General features: G+C 56.0%; 22 protein-coding genes. 4 read left to right on the top strand and 18 right to left on the bottom strand.

Annotation, left to right across the window (positions count from 1 at the left end; all coding sequences use genetic code 11):
- Positions 1-71 precede the first annotated feature (71 nt).
- Positions 72-1,667 (bottom strand): ABC-F family ATPase, encoded by a 1,596-nt coding sequence (locus tag K0H79_RS07075; protein WP_220077784.1) that lies wholly within the window; start codon positions 1,665-1,667, stop codon positions 72-74.
- A gap of 200 nt (positions 1,668-1,867) precedes the next feature.
- On the opposite strand from K0H79_RS07075, the gene K0H79_RS07070 reads away from it, so the two are divergent.
- Entirely contained in the window at positions 1,868-2,380 is a 513-nt protein-coding gene (locus K0H79_RS07070) for a GNAT family N-acetyltransferase (RefSeq protein ID WP_220077783.1), read from the top strand.
- Positions 2,381-2,446: 66 nt separating this feature from the next.
- A complete protein-coding gene (locus tag K0H79_RS07065) occupies positions 2,447-3,127 on the top strand; it encodes a Vat family streptogramin A O-acetyltransferase (protein ID WP_220077782.1) in 681 nt (226 codons plus the stop codon).
- An 84-nt stretch (positions 3,128-3,211) separates the two neighbouring features.
- Here K0H79_RS07065 and K0H79_RS07060 read toward each other — a convergent pair whose 3' ends face one another.
- Complete coding sequence (locus tag K0H79_RS07060; protein ID WP_408733386.1) at positions 3,212-5,416, bottom strand: heavy metal translocating P-type ATPase; 2,205 nt, start codon at positions 5,414-5,416, stop codon at positions 3,212-3,214.
- Positions 5,417-5,868: 452 nt separating this feature from the next.
- Between K0H79_RS07060 and K0H79_RS07055 the strand changes: the two genes are divergently transcribed.
- Positions 5,869-6,255: a MerR family DNA-binding protein gene (locus K0H79_RS07055; RefSeq protein ID WP_220077781.1), complete on the top strand. Its 387-nt coding sequence runs from the start codon at positions 5,869-5,871 to the stop codon at positions 6,253-6,255.
- Here the strand turns inward: K0H79_RS07055 and K0H79_RS07050 are convergent.
- The 11 genes from K0H79_RS07050 to K0H79_RS07000 form a co-directional block, all read right to left on the bottom strand.
- Positions 6,242-8,308, bottom strand: a complete 2,067-nt coding sequence (locus K0H79_RS07050; RefSeq protein ID WP_220077780.1) for a S9 family peptidase — start codon at positions 8,306-8,308, stop codon at positions 6,242-6,244. The genes K0H79_RS07055 and K0H79_RS07050 overlap by 14 nt on opposite strands.
- 54 nt (positions 8,309-8,362) lie before the next feature.
- A complete protein-coding gene (locus K0H79_RS07045; protein WP_258405487.1) occupies positions 8,363-8,683 on the bottom strand; it encodes a hypothetical protein in 321 nt (106 codons plus the stop codon).
- 91 nt (positions 8,684-8,774) lie between these two features.
- Positions 8,775-9,533 carry an SDR family oxidoreductase gene (locus K0H79_RS07040; RefSeq protein WP_220077779.1) on the bottom strand — a complete coding sequence of 253 codons (759 nt, stop codon included), beginning with the start codon at positions 9,531-9,533 and terminating at the stop codon, positions 8,775-8,777.
- A gap of 9 nt (positions 9,534-9,542) precedes the next feature.
- Complete coding sequence (gene mmsB, locus K0H79_RS07035) at positions 9,543-10,448, bottom strand: 3-hydroxyisobutyrate dehydrogenase (protein WP_220077778.1); 906 nt, start codon at positions 10,446-10,448, stop codon at positions 9,543-9,545.
- Between the two features lie 83 nt (positions 10,449-10,531).
- Positions 10,532-11,638 (bottom strand): enoyl-CoA hydratase/isomerase family protein, encoded by a 1,107-nt coding sequence (locus tag K0H79_RS07030; protein ID WP_220077777.1) that lies wholly within the window; start codon positions 11,636-11,638, stop codon positions 10,532-10,534.
- Between the two features lie 38 nt (positions 11,639-11,676).
- A complete protein-coding gene (locus K0H79_RS07025) occupies positions 11,677-12,450 on the bottom strand; it encodes an enoyl-CoA hydratase (RefSeq protein WP_220077776.1) in 774 nt (257 codons plus the stop codon).
- Between the two features lie 70 nt (positions 12,451-12,520).
- Positions 12,521-13,678 carry an acyl-CoA dehydrogenase family protein gene (locus K0H79_RS07020; RefSeq protein ID WP_220067378.1) on the bottom strand — a complete coding sequence of 386 codons (1,158 nt, stop codon included), beginning with the start codon at positions 13,676-13,678 and terminating at the stop codon, positions 12,521-12,523.
- 109 nt (positions 13,679-13,787) lie between these two features.
- A complete protein-coding gene (locus tag K0H79_RS07015) occupies positions 13,788-15,281 on the bottom strand; it encodes a CoA-acylating methylmalonate-semialdehyde dehydrogenase (RefSeq protein ID WP_220067377.1) in 1,494 nt (497 codons plus the stop codon).
- Between the two features lie 115 nt (positions 15,282-15,396).
- The gene (locus K0H79_RS07010; RefSeq protein ID WP_220077775.1) at positions 15,397-16,575 is read right to left on the bottom strand and encodes an acetyl-CoA C-acyltransferase; all 1,179 of its coding nucleotides are present in this window, start codon (positions 16,573-16,575) and stop codon (positions 15,397-15,399) included.
- Positions 16,576-16,846: 271 nt separating this feature from the next.
- Positions 16,847-17,797: a homoserine O-succinyltransferase gene (gene metA, locus K0H79_RS07005; protein ID WP_220067375.1), complete on the bottom strand. Its 951-nt coding sequence runs from the start codon at positions 17,795-17,797 to the stop codon at positions 16,847-16,849.
- A 61-nt stretch (positions 17,798-17,858) separates the two neighbouring features.
- Positions 17,859-18,269, bottom strand: a complete 411-nt coding sequence (locus K0H79_RS07000) for a YbaY family lipoprotein (RefSeq protein ID WP_220067374.1) — start codon at positions 18,267-18,269, stop codon at positions 17,859-17,861.
- A 121-nt stretch (positions 18,270-18,390) separates the two neighbouring features.
- Here K0H79_RS07000 and K0H79_RS06995 point away from each other — a divergent pair, with 121 nt between their 5' ends.
- Positions 18,391-19,131, top strand: coding sequence for an SDR family oxidoreductase (locus tag K0H79_RS06995; protein WP_220077774.1), 741 nt, complete (start codon positions 18,391-18,393; stop codon positions 19,129-19,131).
- Between the two features lie 86 nt (positions 19,132-19,217).
- On the opposite strand, the gene ompW is transcribed toward K0H79_RS06995, so the two are convergent.
- The 5 genes from ompW to K0H79_RS06970 form a co-directional block, all read right to left on the bottom strand.
- On the bottom strand, positions 19,218-19,862 hold the full coding sequence (gene ompW / locus K0H79_RS06990) for an outer membrane protein OmpW (RefSeq protein WP_220077773.1): 645 nt from the start codon (positions 19,860-19,862) through the stop codon (positions 19,218-19,220).
- Between the two features lie 529 nt (positions 19,863-20,391).
- Complete coding sequence (locus K0H79_RS06985; protein ID WP_220077772.1) at positions 20,392-20,943, bottom strand: nucleotidyltransferase family protein; 552 nt, start codon at positions 20,941-20,943, stop codon at positions 20,392-20,394.
- A gap of 48 nt (positions 20,944-20,991) precedes the next feature.
- On the bottom strand, positions 20,992-21,399 hold the full coding sequence (locus K0H79_RS06980; protein WP_220067370.1) for a YbaY family lipoprotein: 408 nt from the start codon (positions 21,397-21,399) through the stop codon (positions 20,992-20,994).
- Positions 21,399-22,268, bottom strand: coding sequence for an acyl-CoA thioesterase II (tesB, locus tag K0H79_RS06975; RefSeq protein WP_220077771.1), 870 nt, complete (start codon positions 22,266-22,268; stop codon positions 21,399-21,401). The genes K0H79_RS06980 and tesB overlap by 1 nt, the downstream gene beginning before the upstream one ends.
- A 65-nt stretch (positions 22,269-22,333) precedes the next feature.
- Entirely contained in the window at positions 22,334-23,230 is an 897-nt protein-coding gene (locus tag K0H79_RS06970) for an SDR family NAD(P)-dependent oxidoreductase (protein WP_220077770.1), read from the bottom strand.
- Positions 23,231-23,430: the final 200 nt, after the last annotated feature.

Here is a 23,430-nt window from a genome sequence, read left to right as displayed (position 1 = left end):
TTTACGCAGGCAACTTTGCTTAAGGCACAAAAAAGCCGGCAAAGTGCCGGCTTTTAGCGCTGAAGCGTCTGTTAGTTTTCGATGCCTTTACTGCGCAGGAACTCGTCGTAAGTGCCCTTGAAGTCGGTCACGCCATTGGCGGTGATTTCGATGATGCGGTTGGCCAGGGAGCTTACAAAGGCGCGGTCGTGGGACACGAAGAACAGGGTGCCTTCGTACATTTCCAGTGCGTTGTTAAGCGACTCGATGGATTCCATGTCCAGGTGGTTGGTGGGTTCGTCCATCACCAGGATATTGGGCTTTTGCATGATCATCTTGCCAAACAGCATGCGACCCTGCTCACCACCCGACAGTACCTTAACCGATTTTCTGATATCGTCGGCGCCAAACAGCATTCGGCCCAGAATACCGCGTACGGCCTGCTCATCGTCGCCTTCTTTCTTCCACTGGCTCATCCAGTCGAATACGGTCAGATCGTTTTCAAAATCACTGGCGTGATCCTGAGCGTAGTAACCGATAGAGGCATTTTCAGACCAGTGGATAGTGCCTTCATCCTGTGGCAATTCATGGATGAGGGTGCGCACCAGAGTGGTTTTACCGGCACCGTTCTCACCGAGGATGGCGATACGCTCACCCACTTCGGCAATCATATTGAAGTTCTGGAACAGCGGCTTGCCATCGAAGCCCTTGCTCAGGTTCTCTACCACCAGCGCGTTACGGAACAGTTTCTTTTCCTGCTCGAAACGGATGTAAGGGTTCACACGGCTGGAAGCCTTCACTTCGTCCAGCTTGATCTTGTCAATCTGGCGGGCACGTGAGGTGGCCTGTTTGGCCTTGGATGCGTTGGCAGAGAAGCGCGCCACGAAGGTTTGCAGCTCGGCAATCTGAGCCTTCTTCTTGGCGTTGTCCGCCAGGAGGCGCTCGCGGGCCTGGCTTGCGGCCATCATGTATTCATCGTAGTTGCCCGGATACACACGCAGCTCACCGTAGTCCAGATCCGCCATGTGGGTGCACACAGAGTTCAGGAAGTAACGGTCGTGGGAAATGATAATCATGGTGCTGTTACGCTGGTTCAACATGTCCTGCAACCAACGGATGGTGTCGATGTCCAGGTTGTTGGTTGGTTCGTCGAGCAGCAGCACGTCAGGATTGGAAAACAGTGCCTGGGCCAGCAGCACACGCAGTTTCCAGCCTGGGGCTACTTCGCTCATGGGGCCAAAGTGTTGCTCAAGCGGAATACCCACGCCCAACAGCAGTTCACCGGCGCGGCTTTCGGCGGTGTAACCATCCATTTCGGCGAACTCCATCTCAAGCTCAGCCACCTTGATGCCGTCTTCTTCGCTCATTTCAGGCAAAGAATAGATGCGGTCACGTTCCTGCTTCACGGCCCACAGTTCTTTGTGGCCCATGATAACGGTATCGATTACGCTGAACTCTTCATAGGCAAACTGATCCTGATTCAGCTTACCGAGGCGCTCGTTGGGATCCAGATGAACGTTACCGCCGGATGGCTCAAGCTCACCGGCGAGGATCTTCATAAAGGTGGATTTACCGCAACCATTGGCACCGATAAGGCCGTAGCGGTTGCCGTCACCGAACTTGACGGAGATGTTTTCAAACAGTGGCTTGGCGCCGAACTGCATGGTGATATTGGCGGTTGTGATCACGGGCTGGTTTCCGTTTGTCTGTAGGCCGAGGCAGACGCCTGCGGCGAAAATCCCAAGGGCGAAGCTTAAGCCTACCCTCTGATAAAGCGCGGTACTATAACACCCCTGCGTGAATTATCAACCGACTTGCGGCCCCACGCCAGATGCCGCCAATATAGTCGGGGATAAATAAAAAGCGGCGCGTAGATAAGGAGAAGCGAATGATCCGGCTGGAAAAGATGACTGAATCCAATCGTACGCTCGCCGAAGCGTTGGAAGTCGCCCCTGAGCAATTACGCTTTGTGGGTACCATGGAGGAAATTCTCGCCACCGCTGGCGGCGCCATAGTGCCTGTGTTGGTGTGGCATCAAACTGACACTGCCGATACGGATAGCGCCGAGGCCAATCACAGCGAAAACCTGGTGGGCTTTTTTCTGCTGGATAAGGCATACAGCCTGGAGCATGACTTCGCCGAGGCCACCGATTTAGGTTTCAGGGCATTTCTGATTGATGTGCGCCATCAGGGTAAAGGCCTTGCCAGAGGCGTGATGCAGGCACTGCCACAGTTTATTCAGACGCGCTATCCGCAGTTCCACCGCCTGGTATTAACCGTCAATCTTAAAAATATCCCGGCGCGGGATCTCTATCTTAAAAACGGCTTTATCGACAGCGAAAGCCAATATTTGGGCGGCAGCGCCGGGCCCCAGCACATCCTTTATTTGCCGCTGGGTTAACCAAGGCGAGCACAAGGCACTTAGCACAAGCCACGTAGCACAAGGCACTTAGCACAAGGACTGTTTATGACAACAACTTCTTCCGAGCCGCAAACCGCGGTAACACCGGGCCATGGCCCCAGCCCCGATAACCCGTTTCCCATGGAAGGCTTCCCTCAGGTGTGCTTTATCAAAAACACCATCAGCAATCCCAATATTCAGGTGGGAGATTACAGCTATTACGACGACCCCGAGGACAGTGCCAATTTTGAGCGCAATGTGCTGTATCACTTCCCCTTTATTGGCGACAAACTCATTATCGGTAAATTCTGCGCCATCGCCCGTGGGGTCAAGTTCATTATGAATGGCGCCAATCACCCCATGGCCGGGGTGAGTACCTACCCGTTTTTCATTTTCGGCAACGGCTGGGAGCAGGCAGCGCCTGAGCCCGGGGAATTGCCCTTTAAAGGCGATACCCAAATAGGCAACGATGTCTGGATAGGTTACGACGCCCTGATTATGCCCGGAGTAAAAGTGGGCAACGGCGCCATTATCGCAAGCCGCTCTGTGGTGACATCAGACGTGCCCGCCTACGCCATTGTGGGTGGCAATCCGGCCAAAATAGTAAAGATGCGCTTTGATGATCTGGACATCGCCCGGCTTGAAGCCATCGCCTGGTGGCACTGGCCGGTTAAGAAAATCAGCGCCCATCTGCTGGATATTAAAAACGGTGACATAGCAGCACTCGAGAAAGCTGCCGGGCAATAAGGCTTCACCTTACATCCCAAATGATGCATAAAAAAGCCGCCCAAGGGTGGCTTTATGTCAGCGAAGGACTGGCTCGGACCTTACTTAGTCCTTCAGCGTCTTTCTTTTAAGCCGGTTGGCGTTAGTCACCACAGTGAGCGAAGAGGCCGCCATCGCCGCCCCCGCCAGTACCGGGCTTAACAGCACCCCAAACGCCGGGTAAAGCACGCCCGCCGCCACCGGAATACCCAGCACATTGTAAATAAAGGCGCCAAAGAGGTTCTGGCGAATATTGCCAAGGGTGGCGCGCGACAGAGCAAAGGCATCGGCAAGGGCCTCGAGCCTGGGTGACAGCAAGGTCAGAGACGCGCTCTCGATGGCGACATCCGTTCCCGTGCCCATGGCAATCCCCACATCGGCCTCGGCCAGCGCCGGGGCATCATTAATGCCATCCCCCACCATGGCCACCACTTCGCCAGCCGCCTTAAGACGGGCAATATGCTGATGCTTTTCATCTGGCATCACCCCGGCAATGACCTCATCGATACCCACTGCGCGGCCAACCGCTTCGGCGGTGTGCCGGTTATCCCCTGACAGCAGCACCAAGCGCTTGCCCTGGGCTTTAAGGCGCGCCATCGCGATTTTGGCATCGTCTCTGAGCGGGTCGCCCACACCGAGTATGGCAATAAGCTTGTGATTTTTAGCTACCAGCACAGGGGTGAGCGCCTCTTTGGCCAGGGCATCAAGCTCGGCCTCAAGCGCTTCAAGTTCTGATGCCAGGCCAAGGCGCGCCATCAGACGTGGATTGCCGATATGCCACTCTTGGCGACCATCTGTGGTGGTGACCTTACCCATGAGGCCTTCGCCGGGCAGGTTTTGAAATTCGCTCACCACAAGTGAAGGCGCATCCGACAGGGCCACAAGCGCCTCTGACAGCGGGTGGCTGCTCTGGCGCTCGAGGCTGGCTATTACATGCCGCGCCTCCGCTTCATCACCCTGAAGCCACAGCGTTTTTCGCACCGCTGGTTTACCCAACGTCAGGGTGCCAGTCTTATCCAGCACCACAGTGGTGACCTTGCTGGCCAGCTCAAGTGCTTCACCGTTTTTAACCAAAATCCCCATGGAGGCGGCGCGCCCTACCCCGACCATAATCGACATGGGCGTGGCAAGCCCAAGGGCACAGGGGCAGGCAATAATCAGCACTGTGGTGAGCACCACCATGGCATGTGACAGCGCGGGCGCCGGGCCAACAAAGTACCAGATCAGCGCGGCAATAATGGCAATGGCCACCACCACGGGCACAAATACCGCCGAAATCGCATCGGTCAGACGTCCTATGGGCAATTTGGAGGTTTGCGCCTCTTCCACCAGCGCTATGATTTTCGACAATCGACTGTCATCGGACTCTGCGGTCACTTCAATCACCAGGCTTCCGTTGCCATTGACCGTCCCGGCAAACACACTTTCCCCTGCGGTTTTGGCCACCGGCAGTGGCTCACCGGATAGCATGGACTCATCAATCAGCGACTCACCTTCGATAACCTTGCCATCGAGGGCAATCCTGTCACCCGGCCGTACCCGAATCAGATCGTTGCAGGCAATCTCTTCCACCCTGACCCAGCGCTCAGTACCGTTTTCCAGCCGCAGCGCTTCATCGGTTTTAAGCCCAAGGAGTTTATCCAGCGCCTCGCTGGTTTTGCCCCTCGCCCGCGCCTCCAGCGCATGGCCAAGGTTTATCAAACCCAGAATCATCACGCTCGCTTCGAAATACACATGGCGACTGCCTTCGGGAAACGCCTGTGGCAGCAACACCAACGCCATGGAATAGAGCCATGCTGTGCCTGTGCCAAGTGCTATCAGGGTATCCATGGTGGCGCTTTTAGCCTTTAACGAGCGCCAAAGCCCTTGGTAGAAGTGCCCGCCGGTTAAGAGCATAGCAATACCTGTTATCAGCCCCACCAGTCCCCAGCCAAGGCGGGTGGCATCGTTCACCATCATCTCGCCGCCAAAAAGTCCCCATAGCATTAAGGGCACACCCAGCCCCAGCCCCACGGCCGCCTGCCACAGTCTGGTTCGAAAATGCTGCCCTTCATCGCTGGCAGGCCTTGGCTGTGCGCTTAAAAGCTCGCCGGGATAACCCACACCGTTCAGCGCCGCCAGCGCTGCATCGGCGGATAACCCCTTCACCCGTACCACTTTACGGGACAAATCGACCCGGCCCTCACCGCCGGCTGAGCGCAGCGCCCCTTCAATCTTGGCCACACAACTGGCGCAGCTCATGGCAGGCACACTGAAACGCAGTGTCGCCAGGGATGCATCCGCATCAGACGTTGGCTTACCTGATGCCGCGCTCGTGTCCCCAAGCGGATTTTTACCGTCAGTAATCAGCTTGTGGTCACTGTCTGGGTGCAAAGCTGCAAAGACTTCGGTTCCTGCTGCAGCAGTTTCATCCGTCAGGCTTGCGGGATACCCTCCAGCCTCGAGCCGCGCAAGCACGTCTGCCACATCAATCGCATAGCTTGCGCTGATATCGAGGCGTTTAGTGGCGGGATCTGTGTGTATATCCCAGCCTTCGGTGGCCAGCAATGAGGTGATTTTTTTGCCGCAGCCACCACACTTCATGGCGGGGACTGTGAGATGGACGCTGTACATATGGACTCCTTGACTCTCTATTGAGTTTAGCCCATCGTAAAGTCTCCATTAACTGGAGAGTCAAGCCGAAAAACAGCCTGTGTTCTGCCTCGAAGCAGGAGAGAAATGGAATGAAAATTGGTGACGTGGCCCGCATCACCGGGCTCAGCGTGAAAAGCATCCGCTACTATCACGATATCAAGCTGGTCAGTGCCAAACGTGGTGACAATGGTTACCGTGAATACGACGACAGGGCGCTGGAAAATCTGCACTTTGTCCATCAGTGCAGAGAGATGGGGTTCTCGGTGGAGGAGTGTCGAAGCCTGTTGTCTTTAAAACAAAACCCCAGCCGCGCTGCGGGAGAAGTCAAGGCTCTAGCAAAGGCACATCTGGACCTTATCGCTGCCAAAATCGTCCGGATGCAGGCATTGCAAAAACAGCTCGGCGCCTTGGTGGAACAGTGCCAGGGAGGCAATCAACCCGATTGCCCCATCCTCAATTCCCTCAGTCAGCCTTGAGTGTCGTGGACTGAGATACTTCGACGGGCGCCCGCAGATGGAGGTTCAGGGAAGGCACCTCATCCGCAACCTTAAAGCCGAACACCTGCCCATAGAAACCCAGCTCATATTCCAGCGCCTTGACCAGGTTGGCATTTTTCCAGTGGTTGTGGTTCTCATCGGCAAAGGTGAGCAAGGCAGCCGGGATCTGATTTTTCTCCAGCGCCTCGTAGATGGTCAGGGCCTGGTTGGGTAACACCACGGTATCCTGCAGTCCCTGCAGCAGCAGTAAAGGCTCTTTAAGTCGCTCCAGTTGATAAACCGGAGAACGTTCACGATAGAGCGCCCTGTGGCTAGCCAATGGACCAATCAACTGATCCAGATAGGTTTTTTCAAACTTATGGGTCTCACCTGCCAGCTGCTCTATATCGCTTATCCCGGCACGACTGACGGCGGCCTTAAAAGTATCATCATAGGCGAGTGCCGACAGCGCCGTTAAGCCACCGGCGCTGGCACCTGTGATAGCCATTTCATCGCCATTCACCCAGCCTTTTTTCACCAGAAAACGAGCCGCATTCACCGCATCCTCTACATCGGCCTTGCCCCAATTGCCATAAAGGGATTGACGGTAGGCACGGCCAAAACCACTGCTGCCGCGGAAATTCAAATCCAGCACCGCAAAGCCGCGGCTGGTCCAATATTGGATATCACCACGGTAAGCCAGGTTGGCCTTGGCAGTGGGGCCGCCATGCAACTTCACCAAAAGCGGTGGGCGTGTGTCAGACAAGCCTTTAAACGCCGGGTTGCGTGGCCAATAAAAATAACCCCAGGCGCGCATATTGTCGGCGGTGGCAAAACTGATGCTTTGGGCTCTGGAGATAAAGCGCGGGTCCAGCACCATGAGTCTGGGCGCATAGACCAGCTCCACGCCCCGGCCACTGACCCGGTAAATGCCTTTCTCTGTGGTTACCTTGCTGCCGATAAAATAGACGGCATCTTTGCCACCGGTGAGCTGCTTGATTTCACCAAAGTCCACGGCGATATCTTCGGCGTGGCCGGTTTGTAAATCGAGGCGGATAAGCCCGGCTTCACCATTATGCACGTAGCTTGCGATAAGGCTGCTTTCACTTTCAAAAGCATAGGTGCGTTCGCCAAGACGCCAGGCGGGGCCGGCAAAATCCGCATTCTTCTGATAAAGCCGTTCCGGTTTGCCATCGTCACCGAGGCGATACAGATTCCACCAATCGTCATAGTCGGCAATAAAGTACAGCCTGCCATCGGGGCCAAAGCTTGGCTGGGTAACGGCCACATTGCCTCCCTCGCCTGCAACCACCCGTGACGAATGAAGCCGCCCCTTGCGGTCAAGCTCACCGAGCCACAGACGAGTGTTGTCCCAGGGCATAGCCGGATGCTCCCAGGTGAGCCAGGCCAGCTGAGTATTGTCGCCGTTAATGCTGGGCGAGCTGATGAAATCGTGCCCGGCGACGAAGGTGTCACCTTCACCGGCAAAATTCAGGTTAATGGTGACCAAACTGGCTGCTGGACTGCCCTGCTGCCGGTGATCTTCCCGCACACAAATAATGCGGGATCCCTTGGGGTAGGAAATGCAATCCCCATGGCGGGTGCAATTGGGCGTGAGCGCCAGTGGCGCTTGATTGGGGGCAAAACGGTAAAACAGCTGATCGCTCTTGCCGGTGGCAAACAGGCTTTGACCAATACCAAGAAAGTCGCCGCCGCCGTATTCATGCACCCGGCTGCCCACATTAAATTCGGCTGGTACTACCTGAGATACACTGCCATCGGCCTCGAGACGCTTAATGCCGGTGTTGCCGCTTTTGCCGTCAAACTCAGAAAAATACATCAGGTCGCCAACGGCCCTGAGTTCAATCAGTTCATCGGAACTGGCATAGACATCTTCGGCGGTGAGGGGGGAAATCCAGGTGCCATAGCGGGCGGCCATGGGTTCGCTGTCGCTCTCTTGGGGCAGCACAGATTCCTGCCTGGGCTCACACCCCAGCAGTGCCAGTGTCATTAAGCAAATCGCCGCAACGCGGTGCCCAATGCCAAGCCTCATGTCCTTGATTCCCCAAAACGCTTCGTATGCGAAGTTCTGTATACAAAAGGCAGGTTAACGTCTGAATTTATTGATAAACCAGCCGACTACCGCATGTTGCTGTGCAGAGGGCAAGCCAAAAAACACACAAACCCAGGGCGATAACAGGATATACCAAGGGAGTGCCCGGGTGTCCTGTCCGCTCAGCAACAGAAACAAAAATCCGCCGTAAATCACTACAACGCCCGCATAGCCTGTCCAGAGCATGAGCTTTTTTAAAACAAATTCCAGGCGTAGCATCTCGGGTCCTGCTAAGGCAAACGACTGACCGAGAGGCGGCTTTCGTGTTGCTTTTAAAGAGAATTTAACGGCAGCTTTCACTGCCGCATTGTTCAATCTGCGTCAGTTTCTGTCAACTTGATACGCAAAATAAAGGGTGACAAAAGTTAACAGCCCCAGCCAGACAAGGTTAGCCGGGGCTGGCGACTCAGAGTCTGATACCGCCGTCGATTTCAAACACACGGCCATTCACATAATCATTTTCCATGATAAAGCGAACGGTGGAAGCAATCTCTTCGGCCTGGCCCAGTCGACCTACGGGTACCATTTTTTCGAGACGCTCAAGGGCTTCCGGCTTCATGGCCGCAGTCATCTCGGTGGCAATTACACCGGGCGCCACTGCCGCAGCGCGGATGTTAAAGCGGGCCAGCTCTTTGGCCCAGCCCACCGCCATGGTGGCTACGCCAGCCTTGGATGCCGCGTAGTTGGTCTGGCCCATGTTACCGGCTCGCGCCAGGCTGGAGATATTGACAATCACTCCGCCCTGACCCGATTCAATCATGGCTGCAGCGGCTTCGCGGCCACACAGGAAGGTGCCGGTCAGGTTTACATTGATAACTGACTGGAACTGATCCAGTGACATACGGTCAGTCACTACCCCGTCTTTGGCCTTGACCAAAAGACCGTCGCGCAGAATACCGGCGTTGTTTACCAGACCGTGGATAACACCAAAATCTTCGAGGATATAGCGAAATCCGGCCACCACATCTTCTTCGTCAGTAATATCCAGGGCATAACCCTGTACTTCGGTGGCGTCACCGATATCGGCACAGGCACGCTCGAGACGCTCCTGATCCACATCAATCAGCGCCAGTTTGGCGCCATGGGCGGCGAGGTCCTTGGCCATGGCCAGACCCAGACCACCGGCGCCGCCGGTAATGACAATTACCTTATCCTTCAATTCCATTGTGGTTCCTTAGGCCTTATCGCCTTTGGCAAAATGTTCAAAAATACTGGAAAAATCCCTTGGACCATTCCCGGCTCGGGCATGGGACACATACAGGCTGCGAGCCAGCGCACCCATGGGGGTGCTCGACTGACTGCTAAGGGCCGCTTCCTGGGACAATCCCAAGTCTTTCACCATCAGGTCGACCATAAAGCCACCCTGGTAGCCTTTGGAGGATGGAACATTCTCCATCACACCCGGGCAGGGATTGTACTTTTCCAGGGTCCAGTTACCGCCACTGGACACCTTCATGATGTCTGACAGCACCTTGGGGTCGAGCCCATGGTCAATCCCAAGCGACAACGCCTCGCTGGTACCCACCATAAGTACCGACAGCAGCATGTTATTGCAAATTTTGGCGACCTGACCGGCTCCCGGGCCACCGGCATGGAAAATGTTCACGCCCATATTGGCCAGCACGGTACGCGCCTTCTCAAAGGCCGCGTCTGTGCCACCACAGATAAAGGTCAGGGTTCCGGCTGCGGCGCCGGCTGTGCCGCCGGACACGGGCGCATCAATAAATTCCAGGCCCTTTGCCGCAGCGGCTTCGGCCACAGCGCGGGCGCTATCGGCATCTATGGTGGAGCAGTCTATCAAGAGACAACCTGCTTTCACCACCTCAATCAGTCCCTTGGCGGTATCAGTGCCTAAATAGAGACCGCGTACATGCTTACCGGCCGGCAGCATGCTCACCACAAAGTCCGCATCGGCGGCGATGGCCTGCGCCGTATCGCCACTGCCTGCTCCCTGGGCCTTGAGTGACTCAACCGCAGCCGGGTTGAGATCGAATACCGATACACTGTGCCCCGCCTTCAGCAGGTTGGCCGCCATTGGGCCACCCATGTTGCCAAGGCCAATAAACGCTATCTTCGCCATGATGTCGCTCCTTGCCAAGCCCGGCAAGCCGGGCCATAAATCGGATAAGCCCGGTAAGTGCCGGGCTGTGAATAGGGTATCCCTCAGAGGTCCTGCAGCGGATGCTGCTCGCCCTGCCAGGGTGAACTCAAAAGGCGGCCAATCACCTCGGCGGGTACCGAGGCCACATCGGCATACTGCCAGTTTGGATTTCTGTCTTTATCGATAAGCAGTGCCCGCACCCCTTCGACAAAATCGCCGTGGGCACAGCAATTGATGCTGACGCCAAGCTCCCAGCGGAAGCAATCGTTCAGGGACAGCTCTTCACCTATGATGGCCTGGTGCCATACCAGATGAGCACTGAGCGGACTGCCCGCCAGCAGGGTGTCGCGGGCTCTGAGCAGGGACTTGTGGCTGTCGTCCGGCAGCGCTTTGAAACGCTCAATGACTGTCTCCAGAGAGCCGCTGCACAGCGCACTGATAAACTCAGCATTGTCCTTAAGGAAGCTCTCCTGCTCGGGCACGGCTCTGGTGCCGAGCACGTCACTCAGACGCTGATGATTGGCTTCGCTGTTGTCATCCCAGGCCACCTCGGCCAGGGCATCAAGCAGCGGCTCCTTGTCATCACTTTCCAATAAGAAGTTGGCAGTGCCTGCGTACAGCGCATCGGCACCGTTCATTTGAAACGCGGTTAACCCCAGGAACACGCCTGTCTTTTCCGGCATATGGGCCAAAAAGAAGGTGCCACCCACGTCCGGGTACAAACCAATGGTGATTTCCGGCATGGCAATACGGGAACGCTCGGTGGCAATGCGGTGGCTGGCACCGGCCATCAGCCCCAAACCGCCGCCCATCACAATGCCATCTCCCCACACCATAAAGGGTTTGCCGAATTCGTGGATAAAGTAATCGAGGCGATATTCTTCCTCGAAGAAGATCTTCGCCAGGGTCTCTGTACTGCCGGGGGCCTCTTTGCTGGCCTGATACAGGGCGCGCACATCGCCACCGGCGCAAAAGGCTTTGTCACCGGCGCCATCCAGCAGCACCATAGCGATATTGCTATCGGCCTGCCAGGCTTTCAGCTGGGCAGTTAAGGCCCGCACCATGTCCAGATCCAGGGCGTTAAGCGCGGCTTCCACATTGAGGGTGGCTACACCTATCTGTTTGCCCGAGGCGGTACCCAGGGTTTGAAATACAACTTTCTGTGTCATGCTCGCTCCTTGCTTGCTGTCTTGTCCAAGGCAAGGCCTCAGCGGTTTTTCCACTGGGCGGCACGCTTCTCGAGGAAGGCATTCACCCCTTCAGCCTGATCTTCGGTATCAAAAAGACCAACAAAGAGCTCACGCTCCAAAGGCAGTGCCTGGGTGCGCGGCATGGTGCGGCCACTCTGAATGAGCTGTTTGCACACGGCCACGGCAGAGGGGCTCTGCTTGGCGACCTTGGCGGCCAGGGCGATGGCGGCACTCAGGGACTCGCCCTTCTCCACCACTTCTTCCACCAGCCCAAGATTCAGCGCCTTGGTGGCATCAATACGCTCACCACAAAGGATCATCCGCTTGGCCCAGCCCTCGCCCACCAGGGCGGTGAGATTCTGAGTACCACCGGCGCAGGGCAGAAGGCCCACTGTGGCTTCCGGCAGTGCCATCACCGCCTGAATTTCGGCGATACGGATATCACAGGCCAGCGCCACTTCGAGGCCGCCGCCCATGGCATAGCCATTGATGGCGGCGATGGACACGCCACGGAAGGCGCTTAAGGTTTCAAAGGCTTCACCGAAGGCCTTGGCCATGGTGGCGGCATTGCCTTTATCGCCGTCGGCAAAGAGTTTCAGGTCAGCGCCCGCAGAAAAGAACTTCTCCCCTTCCCCGGTCAGCACCAGCGCGTAAATCTCTTTGTTGTTATTCAGCTCAAGTACCTTTTCCTTCAGCTCATTCAGGCTCTCACGGGTCCAGGTATTGGCCGGTGGATTGCTGATGGTGAGGATGGCGGTATTGCCTTCAATACGTTCAATCAAAAATGCCATGGCAGTTATTCCTTTTCTGTCGAAGTCTCTATTCAGTCGACGTTACTATTCAGTCAAAGTCACTGGCAAATCAGAGGATGTCGTTGGCGTTTTCGTCCAGCAGACGACGGGAAATGATGAGACGCATGATCTCATTGGTGCCTTCCAAAATCTGGTGTACCCGCACGTCACGGAAATGGCGCTCAAGCGGATATTCACGGATATAACCATAACCGCCGTGGATTTGCAGTGCTGCGTCGCACACGGCAAAGCCGATGTCGGTGGCAAAGCGTTTGGCCATGGCGCAGTAGGCCGTGGCTTCCGGGTCCTGGCTATCCAGTTTAAAGGCTGCAAGGCGCACCATCTGACGGGCAGCCACCAGCTCGGTAGCCATATCGGCGAGCTTGAATTGCAGCGCCTGGAAGGCCGCCAGCGGCTTGCCAAACTGCTTGCGCTCGTTCATGTAAGCGATTGAACGTTCAAGGGCCGCCTGGGCGGTACCCACGGAGCAGGTGGCGATATTGATACGGCCGCCATCGAGCCCCTTCATGGCGAAGGTAAAGCCCTGGCCTTCTTCACCCAGCAGGTTTTGCACAGGTACGCGCACGTTTTCAAAGGTGATAAGGCGGGTCGGCTGGGCGTTCCAGCCCATCTTGTCTTCGGCCTTGCCGTAAATGACACCGTCAGCATCAGCGGGGATGGCAATGGCAGAAATGCCCTTGGGACCGGCTTCACCGGTGCGGCACATCACCACCAAAAGTTCGGTGGCACCAGCGCCTGAAATAAACATCTTGCTGCCATTAATCACATACTCATCGCCTTCACGCACCGCCTTGGTGGTGAGAGATGCGGCATCACTGCCTGCACCGGGCTCGGTCAGGCAGTATGAGGCCAGCTTGGCACCCGTGGTCAGGGCCTCAGACCATTCGGCGCGAAACGCCTCTGTGCCCCAGGTGGTCACCATCCAGGTGGCCATGTTGTGAATGGTCAGCATGGCGGTGGTGGCGGTACAGCCCTTGGAAAGCTCTTCAAAAATAATCGAGGCATCCAGGCGCGACAGGCCCATGCCGCCTTCTGACTCAGGGGAATAGAGTGAACAGAAACCCAGCTCTCCGGCCTTTTGAATGACATCTTTGGGGAAGTGGTGCTCTTCGTCCCACTTGGCGGCAAAGGGGGTCAGTTCATCTGCGGCAAACTGGCGTGCCAGTTCGGCAAACTGACGTTGATCTTCGTTGAAATTGAAATCCATCTTGACTGCTCCCGTGACTCTGGGGTCACTTCATGTGATGGCCGGCATAACGCCGGCCTTGAAGGTGGTTTTGGTTTACGGCCTCGCCAGGTTAAGCACCCGAAAGTGATTAACGCAGGGCGATGGTCATGTTGGGACCATGGGGGATATCGTCTTCAAACCAGCGACAGGTGATGGTCTTGGTTTCGGTGAAGAAACGAATAGCCTGCTTGCCGTAGGCGTGCTGGTCGCCGTAGAAACTTCCCTTCCAACCGGTAAAGGAGAAGAATGGCAGAGGTACCGGGATAGGTACGTTAATACCCACCTGACCCACTTCAATTTCGTGCTGATATTTACGGGCGGCAGCGCCGCTGGCGGTGAAGATGGAGGTGCCGTTACCGTAGGGCGATTTGTTCACCAGCTCAATGGCGTCTTCCAGCTCATCCACTTCCATACAGCACAGCACTGGGCCGAAGATTTCTTCCTTGTAGATGCTCATGTCGGTGGTGACCTTGTCAAACATGGTCGGGCCAACCCAGTTGCCTGACTCGTAGCCGGGCACGGTAAAGTCGGAGCCATCCAGCAGGCAGTCGGCGCCTTCGGCCTTGCCCTGCTCAATGAGCTTGAGTACACGGGCCTTGGCAGCTGGGCTGATAAGCGGGCCGTAACCGGCATCTTTATCGTCCCACAGGCCTGGGCGAACCTTGGCCAGCGCCTCTTTAAGCTCAGGGATCCACTCTTTGGCGGCGCCCACAAACACGGCCACCGAAATCGCCATACAACGCTGACCGGCCGCGCCCACAGAGGCACCCACCAGGTTGTTGATCACCTGCTGCTTGTTGGCATCTGGCATGATCACACAGTGGTTTTTGGCGCCGGCAAACGCCTGCACCCGCTTGAGGTTGTCAGTGCCGGTCTTGTACACGTACTGGCCCACACCCACAGAGCCCACAAAAGAAATGGCCTTGATATCGGGATGGGTCAGCAGAATATCCACGGCGCTCTTGTCGCCGTGCACCAGCTGCAGCACGCCCTTGGGAGCACCGGCCTGTTCAAACAGCTCGGCCAGACGCAGCGGTGTCATGGGGTCCTGCTCGGAGGGCTTGAGCACAAAGGTGTTACCACAGGCCACAGCCAGGGGGAACATCCACAGCGGGATCATCGCCGGGAAGTTGAAGGGGGTAATACCGGCGCACACGCCCAGGGGCTGGGTGTAAGAATAGGTATCGATTTTACGGGCCACGTTTTCAACGGTTTCGCCCATCAGCAGGGACGCGATATTACAGGCGTGCTCGGCCACTTCAATGCCGCGCCACACATCACCCTTGGCATCTTCGAAGGTTTTACCGGTTTCCTTGGCCAGAATGGTCGCCAGCTCGTCGTGGTGTTCTTTGAGCAGCGCCTGATAACGCAGCATTACGCGGGCGCGCTCGGATACAGGCACTTCTTTCCAGCTTTGGAACGCGGCCTTGGCACTGGCGATGGCGCCGTGCACTTCCTCGTCACTGGCACAGCGCACTTCGGCGATGGGCTGGTTGTTGGCCGGGTTGGTCACGGTAATGATGCGCTCACCCTGTCCTGTGGTGAACTCACCGTCGATGTAGTGCTTAACTTGTGTGATCATATCGCTTCCTTTTGAGGGTCAGAGGTAGCGGCGCAGCCTTGTAGGTATTGTGTATGGCCGCGCCCGCGTCTCCTGTCGAGTGTCTTGTTGATTGCAGCTTGCCGTGTCCTGGCAATTAAACTTCGATGGCCATGGCAGTGGCTTCACCGCCGCCGATGCACAGTGAGGCCACACCGCGCTTGAGGCCACGGGCCTTGAGCGCATGGATGAGAGTCACCAGCACACGGGCGCCTGAGCAGCCGATGGGGTGACCCAGGGCGCAGGCGCCGCCGTTCACGTTAACCCTGGCGGCATCCAGCTTAAGCTCACTGATGGCAAGCATGGTCACCATCGCAAAAGCTTCATTGATTTCAAAGAGATCGACCTCGTCCTTGCTCCAGCCCACGTTGGAGAGCAGCTTCTGCATGGCACCCACAGGGGCTGTGGTGAACATGGCGGGCTCCTGAGCATGGGTAGTGTGGCCCTTGATGGTGGCAAGCACCTTAAGACCCAGAGCGTCAGCCTGCTCACGGCTCATCAGCATCAGCGCAGCTGCGCCGTCGGAGATGGAGGATGAGTTGGCGGCAGTGATGGTGCCGTCTTTGGCAAAGGCCGGGCGCAGTGTCGGAATTTTTTCGGGACGGGCGTTTCCAGGCTGCTCGTCAATTTTCACTTCCACATCGCCTTTGCGGCTGGACACAGTCACTGGCACGATTTCGGCTTCGAAGGCGCCGGAGTTGATGGCGGCATTGGCTTTTTCCAGTGAGCTTAGGGCGAAAGCATCCATGGACTCGCGGGTCAGGCCGTAATCATCGGCGGTTTTCTGGGCGAAGGTACCCATGGCGCCGCCGGTATAAGCATCTTCAAGACCATCGAGGAACATATGGTCGAGCACCTTGCCGTGTCCCATGCGCATGCCGCCACGGGCTTTGTCCAGCAGGTATGGGGCCTGGCTCATGCTTTCCATGCCGCCGGCAATCACCACATTGGCGCTGCCTGCTTTGATGAGGTCATGGGCCAGCATCACGGTTTTCATACCTGAGCCACACACCTTGTTCACTGTGGTAGCTCCCACAGACAGTGGCAAATCGGCACCCAGGGCGGCCTGACGGGCAGGCGCCTGGCCAAGGCCTGCAGGCAGCACGCAGCCCATCAGGAGTTCGTCAACCTTGGCGCCATCCAGGCCGGTGTCATCCAGCAGAGCCTTGACTGCGGTCGCGGCCAACTTTGGTGACGGCACCTCAGACAGGCTGCCCTGAAAACCACCCATGGCGGTGCGTTTTGCCGCAACAATGACGATATCCGATACGCTCATTTCTCACTCCAATTGCTTGTGATGCCCGGGCGCAAAACCCGGTGCAAATGTGATTGCAGTCGCAGTTTGCGACCCGATGCATTGAATGTGACGTTTACGCGAACGTAAAGCAAGTAGAAATTGGTCTAACAAGCCGCATTTTCTGGCCAAGGCTTGTCACTCTGGATTTACAGCGGCGGGAACTGAGATTGACACGGGCACCAACGCAGATTGTCAGTGCCTGCGGACAAAATAAAAAGGCCGCATAAGCGCGGCCTTTTCACATTGATTTTCAAGATTTTGCACTATCTTCCCAGGGGGTGATGGCACTCATATCCGACAGATCGTAAGGGGTCAACTGGTACACATAATAGTTAAGCCAGTTACTGACCAGGAGGCTGCCATGGCTGTGCCAGCGCGCCACCGGTGCCTGGGCCGGATCATCGTTTCTGAAGTAATTTTTGGGGATGTCTGGGTCAATACCGGCTGCCAAATCCCGATGATATTCGTCACTCAGGGTGGATTTTTGATATTCGGGATGACCAATGACAAACAGGTTTCGGCTGTTTCGGCTCAGCACCAGATAGGCCCCGGCCTCGTCAGACTCCGCCAGTACCTGCAAAGCCGGATGGGCATGAATTTGCGCCACCGGGATTTCGGCATAACGTGAATGAGGCGCGAAAAACTCCTCATCGAAACCCCGCAGCAGCGGATGATGGTCGCAGCTGCGACTGTGCACGAATACCCCGGAGCGTTTGGTCTTCAGCAGTTCACGCTTGAGGCCGTAGAGATGGTACAGACCGGCATGGGCAGCCCAGCACAAAAACAGTACCGAGGTCACATGGCTTTGCGACCAGTCGATGATTTCGCGGATGTGGTCCCAATAGGTCACCTCTTCAAAATCAAGCTGCCCCAGTGGCGCTCCGGTGATAATCAGGCCGTCATAATTTTTATGACGCACATCCTCAAAGTCCCGGTAAAAGGCATTCATGTGGTCGAGCGAGGTGTGACGGGACTCCTTGTCGTGGATGCGCAGCAAATCCACATCCACCTGCAAGGGCGTATTGCCAAGGAGCCTCAGCAGCTGGGTCTCTGTTTCTATCTTGTTGGGCATCAGATTAAGGATAAGCACCTTCATCGGACGTATGTCCTGATGGGCCGCCCGGGTTTCTGACATCACAAAGATATTTTCTGCCGACAGTATCTCTGCCGCTGGCAGATTGTCGGGGATTTTTACCGGCATACTGCGCCTCTCCCTTGATTAACTCCGGGGCGATGCCGGTAAGTGTAAAACTTACCCCGGCTCAGCGCCCCACACTGTCCAGCCTTACCGACATGCCGGTAGGCTGTGTGAAATCCACTCTGTAGCTTTGGGTGTTGATAAACAGCAGTTTATCGCCCTGGGTGATACGTGCGCCCACCGCGTAGGTGTGGCCCTGCTTAAACGTGTCCGGCTTAAAACGCAGCGCAAAGTCCTTGGGCACGGCGGTGACAGGCACCTTCAACTCCCCCAGCACCTCTGCCGCCACATCCATACGGGAAACGTCCTGCACCTGAACCGTCAACACTGCATCAACAGGCAAAGCGATGCGCTCCCGGAACCAGACGCTGCCGCTTATCTCCACATCGTCTGCACTGCTGGCACATCCACCCAGTCCAACCGCTCCCACCAATGCCGCCATCGGCAGGGCAACACTCAATAGCCATTTCTTCATGGTGATATTCTCCTAAATCATACATAAAGACTTCTGGATGTCTATACATCCAAGTTTGAATCTTGTTCAGCATGGGCTTTCACCCTATCATGGTAGCCCTGTACTTTTGCTGAATATCCTTATGACTCAAGCAACTGCAATAATTGTGGGCGCCAGCTCACACCTTGGCCGCGAATTAGTGACCCAGCTCACACAGGAAGGCACCCGAGTGGGCGTCCTGGTGCCCGATCCAGAACAGATGACTGAATTTATCCAGTCCCTCGGCGGCACTGTTGAGGTGGAAGCCTTACCCATCACAGACCCCGACGGCGCCATGGCAGCCTTTGAAAACCTGTGGCAGCGTATGGGCGGCGCGCATCTGGTGTTGGTCAACACAGGCCTCAATAGCTACCACCCTGACCTGCCATGGCAGATAGAAGCCGACATCATCAAGGTTAACGTGCAGGGCTTTGCAGTGATTTGCAACACGGCATTCAGATTACTGCGCCAGCAAGGGTACGGACAACTGGCTGCCATCAATTCCATCGCCGGTCAGCGCGGTGGCCCTGCCGTGGCCTACCATGCATCCAAAGCCTTTGCACAAAACTACCTTGAAGGCTTATCCATGCATGCCCAGCGGCTGAAGTTACCCATCACCATTACCGATCTGCAGCTGGGCTTGCTGGACAAAGCCGCCATGCAGCAGAGCCGCTTTTGGTTGCAGCCGTTGCCAAAAGTCGCCGGGCAAATTTTACGGGCACTGAAAAAAGGTAAACGCCGTGCCTATATCACCCGCCGCTGGGCCTTGGTGGCCTGGCTGATACGTTTGCTGCCGGAATACATCTATAACACCCGCCACTGGAAGAAAAAAGGCAAGCATTAATACTGCTACCCCTTGAGTAATCCGCATAAAAAAGGCGCCCGGTGGGCGCCTTTTTTCATCCAAGGTTTGGCAGGGAAGGGACAACCTTAGAACTTGTAACCCACACTCACCATGTATACCCATGGGTCGATATCGGTTTCAACAACAACAGGGGTATCACCCAGGTTAAATTTCACGTCTGTGCTGATGTCGGCGTACCACACAGAGGCGTTCAACATCCAGTTTTTGTTGAAGCTGTAGTCAAAGCCTACCTGTGCGGCCCAACCCACTGAAGTGGACAGACTCAGATCGGTCAGGGCACCGTCCAAATCGTTGGTGAATTCGGTGTCAAAAAAGTTGGTGTAGTTCACACCCACACCCACGTAAGGGCGGAAGGCAGAATTGGCGTTGCCAAAGTAGTATTGGGCAACCAGAGTCGGTGGCAGGTGCTTGGTTTCGGCAATCTTGCCCAGCACGCCCAGAGACACATCGTGGGTGAATGGAGTAGCAGCCAGCAGCTCGATAGCCCAGTTGTCAGTCAGCATGTAACCGAAGTTCAGACCCAGCTGAGTATTGTTGCTCACGCCAAATTCCGCTACGTCGGCTACGACAGGGCTGGACTCATTGGGGGCAACAACAACAGCACCGGCGCGTACGATAATATCGCCGGCCTGGTGAGCCAGGGCAGAGGCAGAAACAACAGACAGCAGGGAGGCAGCGATCAGACCGGACAGATAGGATTTCTTCATCATTTACTCCATTAACCACGTGGGCTTTGTTATTTTCTGTTACGTCCGTAACAATTGAGGCCTAGCCTGCCAGAGCAGGCCGTTAACTTTCTTGATCCAAATCAACACCGCCGTGTGATACCCACTTTGGGGTAACAAGAGCGCGATCGTGCTCACGCTTTTAGTGCATTTTGTCTTGTTGCTCAGCAAGATTGTGTTGTCATCGTCACAGGACCTTCAGCGAGATAAGCCTGATTACGCCAAATCGGGTTCACTTGATTAGCGGTTTATGCATTCACGGCTCGGCGAAGACAAAATGCCTGAAAGCCTGGTTTTGGGTTGATAGCGAGCCTGATAGCTGTCTGGTTCAAACCCAGAGTTTGTCATCCGGTTTTGCGGGCAATTCATCGATTGAGCTTAGGGAGCGAGGTAAATCGCCAGGATGAGAACAGGGTATGGAGCAGGAATGCGTGTGCACGCCTGCTATAGCGCCAGCGGGAGAACATCACAGGGGATGGCGCTATGTTTCCTGAGTGGAGAATGCCGGGCCGGTTTATGGCTTAACCAGTTGAAGTTTAGGGTAATGCTCAAGCCAGCCTTTTGAGCGGACCCGCTGCCAGAACACATCAATCGGCCGCCGCGGGGATGGCGTGAGTTTAAGGGCAAAGAGGGACTCGAGCCCCCAGGCTGATTCGATGTGAAATGTATCCTCATGGGTCAGCCTGACGCCAACGGCGGTTTCCTGCTCCGGCCAGGCGGCCATGGCGTCCACCAAATTACGGTAGGGAGCATCGCCGTGGCGCAAGTGCATACGACGCTGATCTTTCACTTCCCATGGGATTACTGCGAGTCTGGCACCGAGTGCCTCAGTAAGCCGCTGCTCCAGCGCTCTCTCCCCTGCCCCCCAGTAAATCAGGTCAACGTCGGCAAGCTGACGGGTCTCCATACCATGGAGGCTATCCCACACCCGCTGGCGCACAAAACCAGCCGCCAGCAGATAGTCCCCGATACCAGCCTCGGTCATCACCTCTCGGGCCGCTTTCAGGCAGTCCATTGCCGAATCATCGTCACGCAGCAGGCTGGTAAGCGCAGTGGACAGCCTCATGGCACAGGGATCCATGTCAGGGTAAGCAGCCTCTGATGACACCGATGATTACCTGCCAACAGGCTTCATCACCACTTCGGTGGTGAACTTGTTGTTATGGATCACCGGGAAGCGGTCATAGGTCTGAAAAATCACCTGGTTATTGTGCTTGATAAGTGCCACCACGCCGTAATTGACATTGCTGCTGATAGACTCGGCCGGCAATATAAACTTAAAGGGCACTGGCGCCCGCACCACATTAAAGGTTTTCTGGGCGATGATAATGCCGGGGGTGTCCAGATCTATCACAGCTATGGTGATAGAACTGTTTGGCGGCAGCACCACGGACTCCAGATAACCCGCCGCACCATTGATGATAATGGGTTTAGGTTCTTCCACCGTCACACAGGCGCTCAGAGCGCCGAGCATACTCAGGGCGACCATGGCCCGGGCCGCTTTGGCAAATTTGTTCCACATCAGTTGCTGTCCTTCTTCATGCGCATCAATCCTTCCTGGGTTGCAGACGCCACCAGCTCACCCCGGCGATTGAAAAAATGTCCTTTTACAAAACCGCGACCACCGCTGGCATTGGGGCTATCGATACTGTATAGCAGCCAATCATTCATATCCAAGGGGCGATGGAACCACATGGCATGGTCGATGGTGGCCATACGCATGCCCGGGGTCAAAAAGGATACCCCGTGTGGCTGAGCGGCCGTCACCAAAAAGTTGAAATCAGAGGCATAGGCGAGAAGCGCATCGTGCACATGGCTGTCGCCTTCCACCTTACCATTGGCACGCAGCCAAACGTGGCGCACCGGCTCCCGGGAGCGCGGCGCCACCGGACTGACAGGGTCGACAATGCGCATCTCGATGGGCGCATCGGCCATAAACTTTTCCAGCATTTTTTCGGGAATTTTGTCCCTTAGGGTCACTGCCAATTCCTGTTGGTTGAGCAGTCCCTCAGGCCCAGGTACATCCGGCATACTTATCTGATGGGAAAAACCGTCTTCTTCGCCCTGAAAGGAGCAGGTCATGTAAAAAATCGGCCGGCCTTTTTGCACGGCTTTTACCCGACGGGCACTGAAAGAACCACCGTCGCGCATGATTTCCACGTCATACACTATGGGGAGAGACTCATCGCCTGCGCGCAAAAAATAGCTGTGAAGTGAATGGACCTTGCGTGTTGGCTCAACGGTTTCCCGGGCGGCACTCAGGGCCTGCCCCATCACCTGGCCGCCGAAGACATGACCAAAGCCCAGATCCTGGCTCTGACCACGATAAAGTCCAATCTCCAGGGTTTCGAGGGTCAGCAGTGACAATAGATCGTTCAATACCTGACTCATGTTATCTCTCTGATTTAAGGTCAATTGCCAAGAGAGTAACAAAAAGCGCCATACTCTGGCGAGTCTCAGTCGAGTCGAATGCCCTGCTCGTGGGCGGCACGTCGGGCAAAGGCAAGGATCTGGTCTTCACCGTTGGCGTGTTTTTGGATGGGCCAGGCGTTGTCAATGTCCGGCCAATGGGCAGCAAGCACTTCGGGGGTACGCAGCTCAGATTCGAAATATCGATACCTGTGTTCGGCAATACAAAGCTCACTGACACTGCCGCCACCGGCAAGCAGATGTCGGCCGCTGGGCGCCTGCCCGCTCAGTAAAAATAACATGGCAGCCGTCACTATTTCCTTGGAGAACAGCGGTTTGACCTGAGGCGCCAGATGAGCATCTGTCATGGCGGTATGGGCAAGGGGGCAGAGGCTGTTGACCATGATATTGCGGGGAAGCCCTTCGGCGGCCAAGCCATTTACCAGGCCGATGAGCGCCATTTTGCCACAGGCAAAGGCGCTTTGATGCAGATCTCCATAGAGCCCACTGACCCCGGTGGACATCACAATACGGCCATACCCTCTGTTCATCATGCCCGGCCACAACACATGGGTCAGGGCAATGCTGCCCAGTAAATCCACCTGCAACTGGCGGCGAATATCTGCGATGGACTGATGCTCGAAGCTGCCATGGGTGTGCATACCGGCATTATTGATAAGCAAGTCCACATTGGCCCCGGTGGCGTCAAATTCCGCCGCCCATGCCTCGATAGCATCGGGACTCCCCACATCAACGGACCAATAGCGGCAGGTCGCCCCCGTGGTGTCCAACGTTTGAAGCAGGCTTTGTACTTCTGCGGCCTCCTCTGGCAAGCAATCAATCAGCATGACACTGGCACCACGCTCGGCCAGCGCCAGCGCATAAGCGCGGCCCAAACCGGATGCGGCACCGGAGATCAGGGCAGACTGGTTATCGAATCGCATCTCGCTTTCCTTAGGCGCAAAAATCAAACAGCCGATTAAATAAAGCACAGCGTTAACGGTAAAACTTTGACCTTGACGGCAAATTTACCCGAAGGCGCCGATGCCGATGTGCGCCTTGTCCCAGTCTGCTAAATGCGTGTTTTCGATTGTGCTAACTTTCAACGAAATTCTTGTTATCCTATGGGCTGCAATCGTTTTTA

The sequence above is a fragment of the Shewanella sp. FJAT-52076 genome (assembly GCF_019457455.1).
Classification (GTDB): Bacteria; Pseudomonadota; Gammaproteobacteria; order Enterobacterales; family Shewanellaceae; genus Shewanella; species Shewanella zhangzhouensis.
Note: the sequence above shows the minus strand (reverse complement) of the source record. Positions and strands in the feature narration are given on the sequence as shown.

Bases quoted from the DNA above. Each gene is read 5' to 3' on its own strand.
- K0H79_RS07050 (WP_220077780.1), bottom strand. From the start codon at position 8,308: ATGAGGCTTGGCATTGGGCACCGCGTTGCGGCGATTTGCTTAATGACA.
- K0H79_RS06980 (WP_220067370.1), bottom strand. From the start codon at position 21,399: ATGTGGAACAAATTTGCCAAAGCGGCCCGGGCCATGGTCGCCCTGAGT.
- K0H79_RS07020 (WP_220067378.1), bottom strand. From the start codon at position 13,678: ATGGATTTCAATTTCAACGAAGATCAACGTCAGTTTGCCGAACTGGCA.
- K0H79_RS06995 (WP_220077774.1), top strand. From the start codon at position 18,391: ATGACTCAAGCAACTGCAATAATTGTGGGCGCCAGCTCACACCTTGGC.
- K0H79_RS07025 (WP_220077776.1), bottom strand. From the start codon at position 12,450: ATGGCATTTTTGATTGAACGTATTGAAGGCAATACCGCCATCCTCACC.
- K0H79_RS07000 (WP_220067374.1), bottom strand. From the start codon at position 18,269: ATGAAGAAATGGCTATTGAGTGTTGCCCTGCCGATGGCGGCATTGGTG.
- tesB (WP_220077771.1), bottom strand. From the start codon at position 22,268: ATGAGTCAGGTATTGAACGATCTATTGTCACTGCTGACCCTCGAAACC.
- mmsB (WP_220077778.1), bottom strand. From the start codon at position 10,448: ATGGCGAAGATAGCGTTTATTGGCCTTGGCAACATGGGTGGCCCAATG.
- K0H79_RS07055 (WP_220077781.1), top strand. From the start codon at position 5,869: ATGAAAATTGGTGACGTGGCCCGCATCACCGGGCTCAGCGTGAAAAGC.
- K0H79_RS07015 (WP_220067377.1), bottom strand. From the start codon at position 15,281: ATGATCACACAAGTTAAGCACTACATCGACGGTGAGTTCACCACAGGA.
- K0H79_RS07040 (WP_220077779.1), bottom strand. From the start codon at position 9,533: ATGGAATTGAAGGATAAGGTAATTGTCATTACCGGCGGCGCCGGTGGT.
- K0H79_RS07030 (WP_220077777.1), bottom strand. From the start codon at position 11,638: ATGACACAGAAAGTTGTATTTCAAACCCTGGGTACCGCCTCGGGCAAA.
- K0H79_RS07010 (WP_220077775.1), bottom strand. From the start codon at position 16,575: ATGAGCGTATCGGATATCGTCATTGTTGCGGCAAAACGCACCGCCATG.
- K0H79_RS07065 (WP_220077782.1), top strand. From the start codon at position 2,447: ATGACAACAACTTCTTCCGAGCCGCAAACCGCGGTAACACCGGGCCAT.
- metA (WP_220067375.1), bottom strand. From the start codon at position 17,797: ATGCCGGTAAAAATCCCCGACAATCTGCCAGCGGCAGAGATACTGTCG.
- K0H79_RS07070 (WP_220077783.1), top strand. From the start codon at position 1,868: ATGATCCGGCTGGAAAAGATGACTGAATCCAATCGTACGCTCGCCGAA.
- K0H79_RS06985 (WP_220077772.1), bottom strand. From the start codon at position 20,943: ATGAGGCTGTCCACTGCGCTTACCAGCCTGCTGCGTGACGATGATTCG.
- ompW (WP_220077773.1), bottom strand. From the start codon at position 19,862: ATGATGAAGAAATCCTATCTGTCCGGTCTGATCGCTGCCTCCCTGCTG.
- K0H79_RS06970 (WP_220077770.1), bottom strand. From the start codon at position 23,230: ATGCGATTCGATAACCAGTCTGCCCTGATCTCCGGTGCCGCATCCGGT.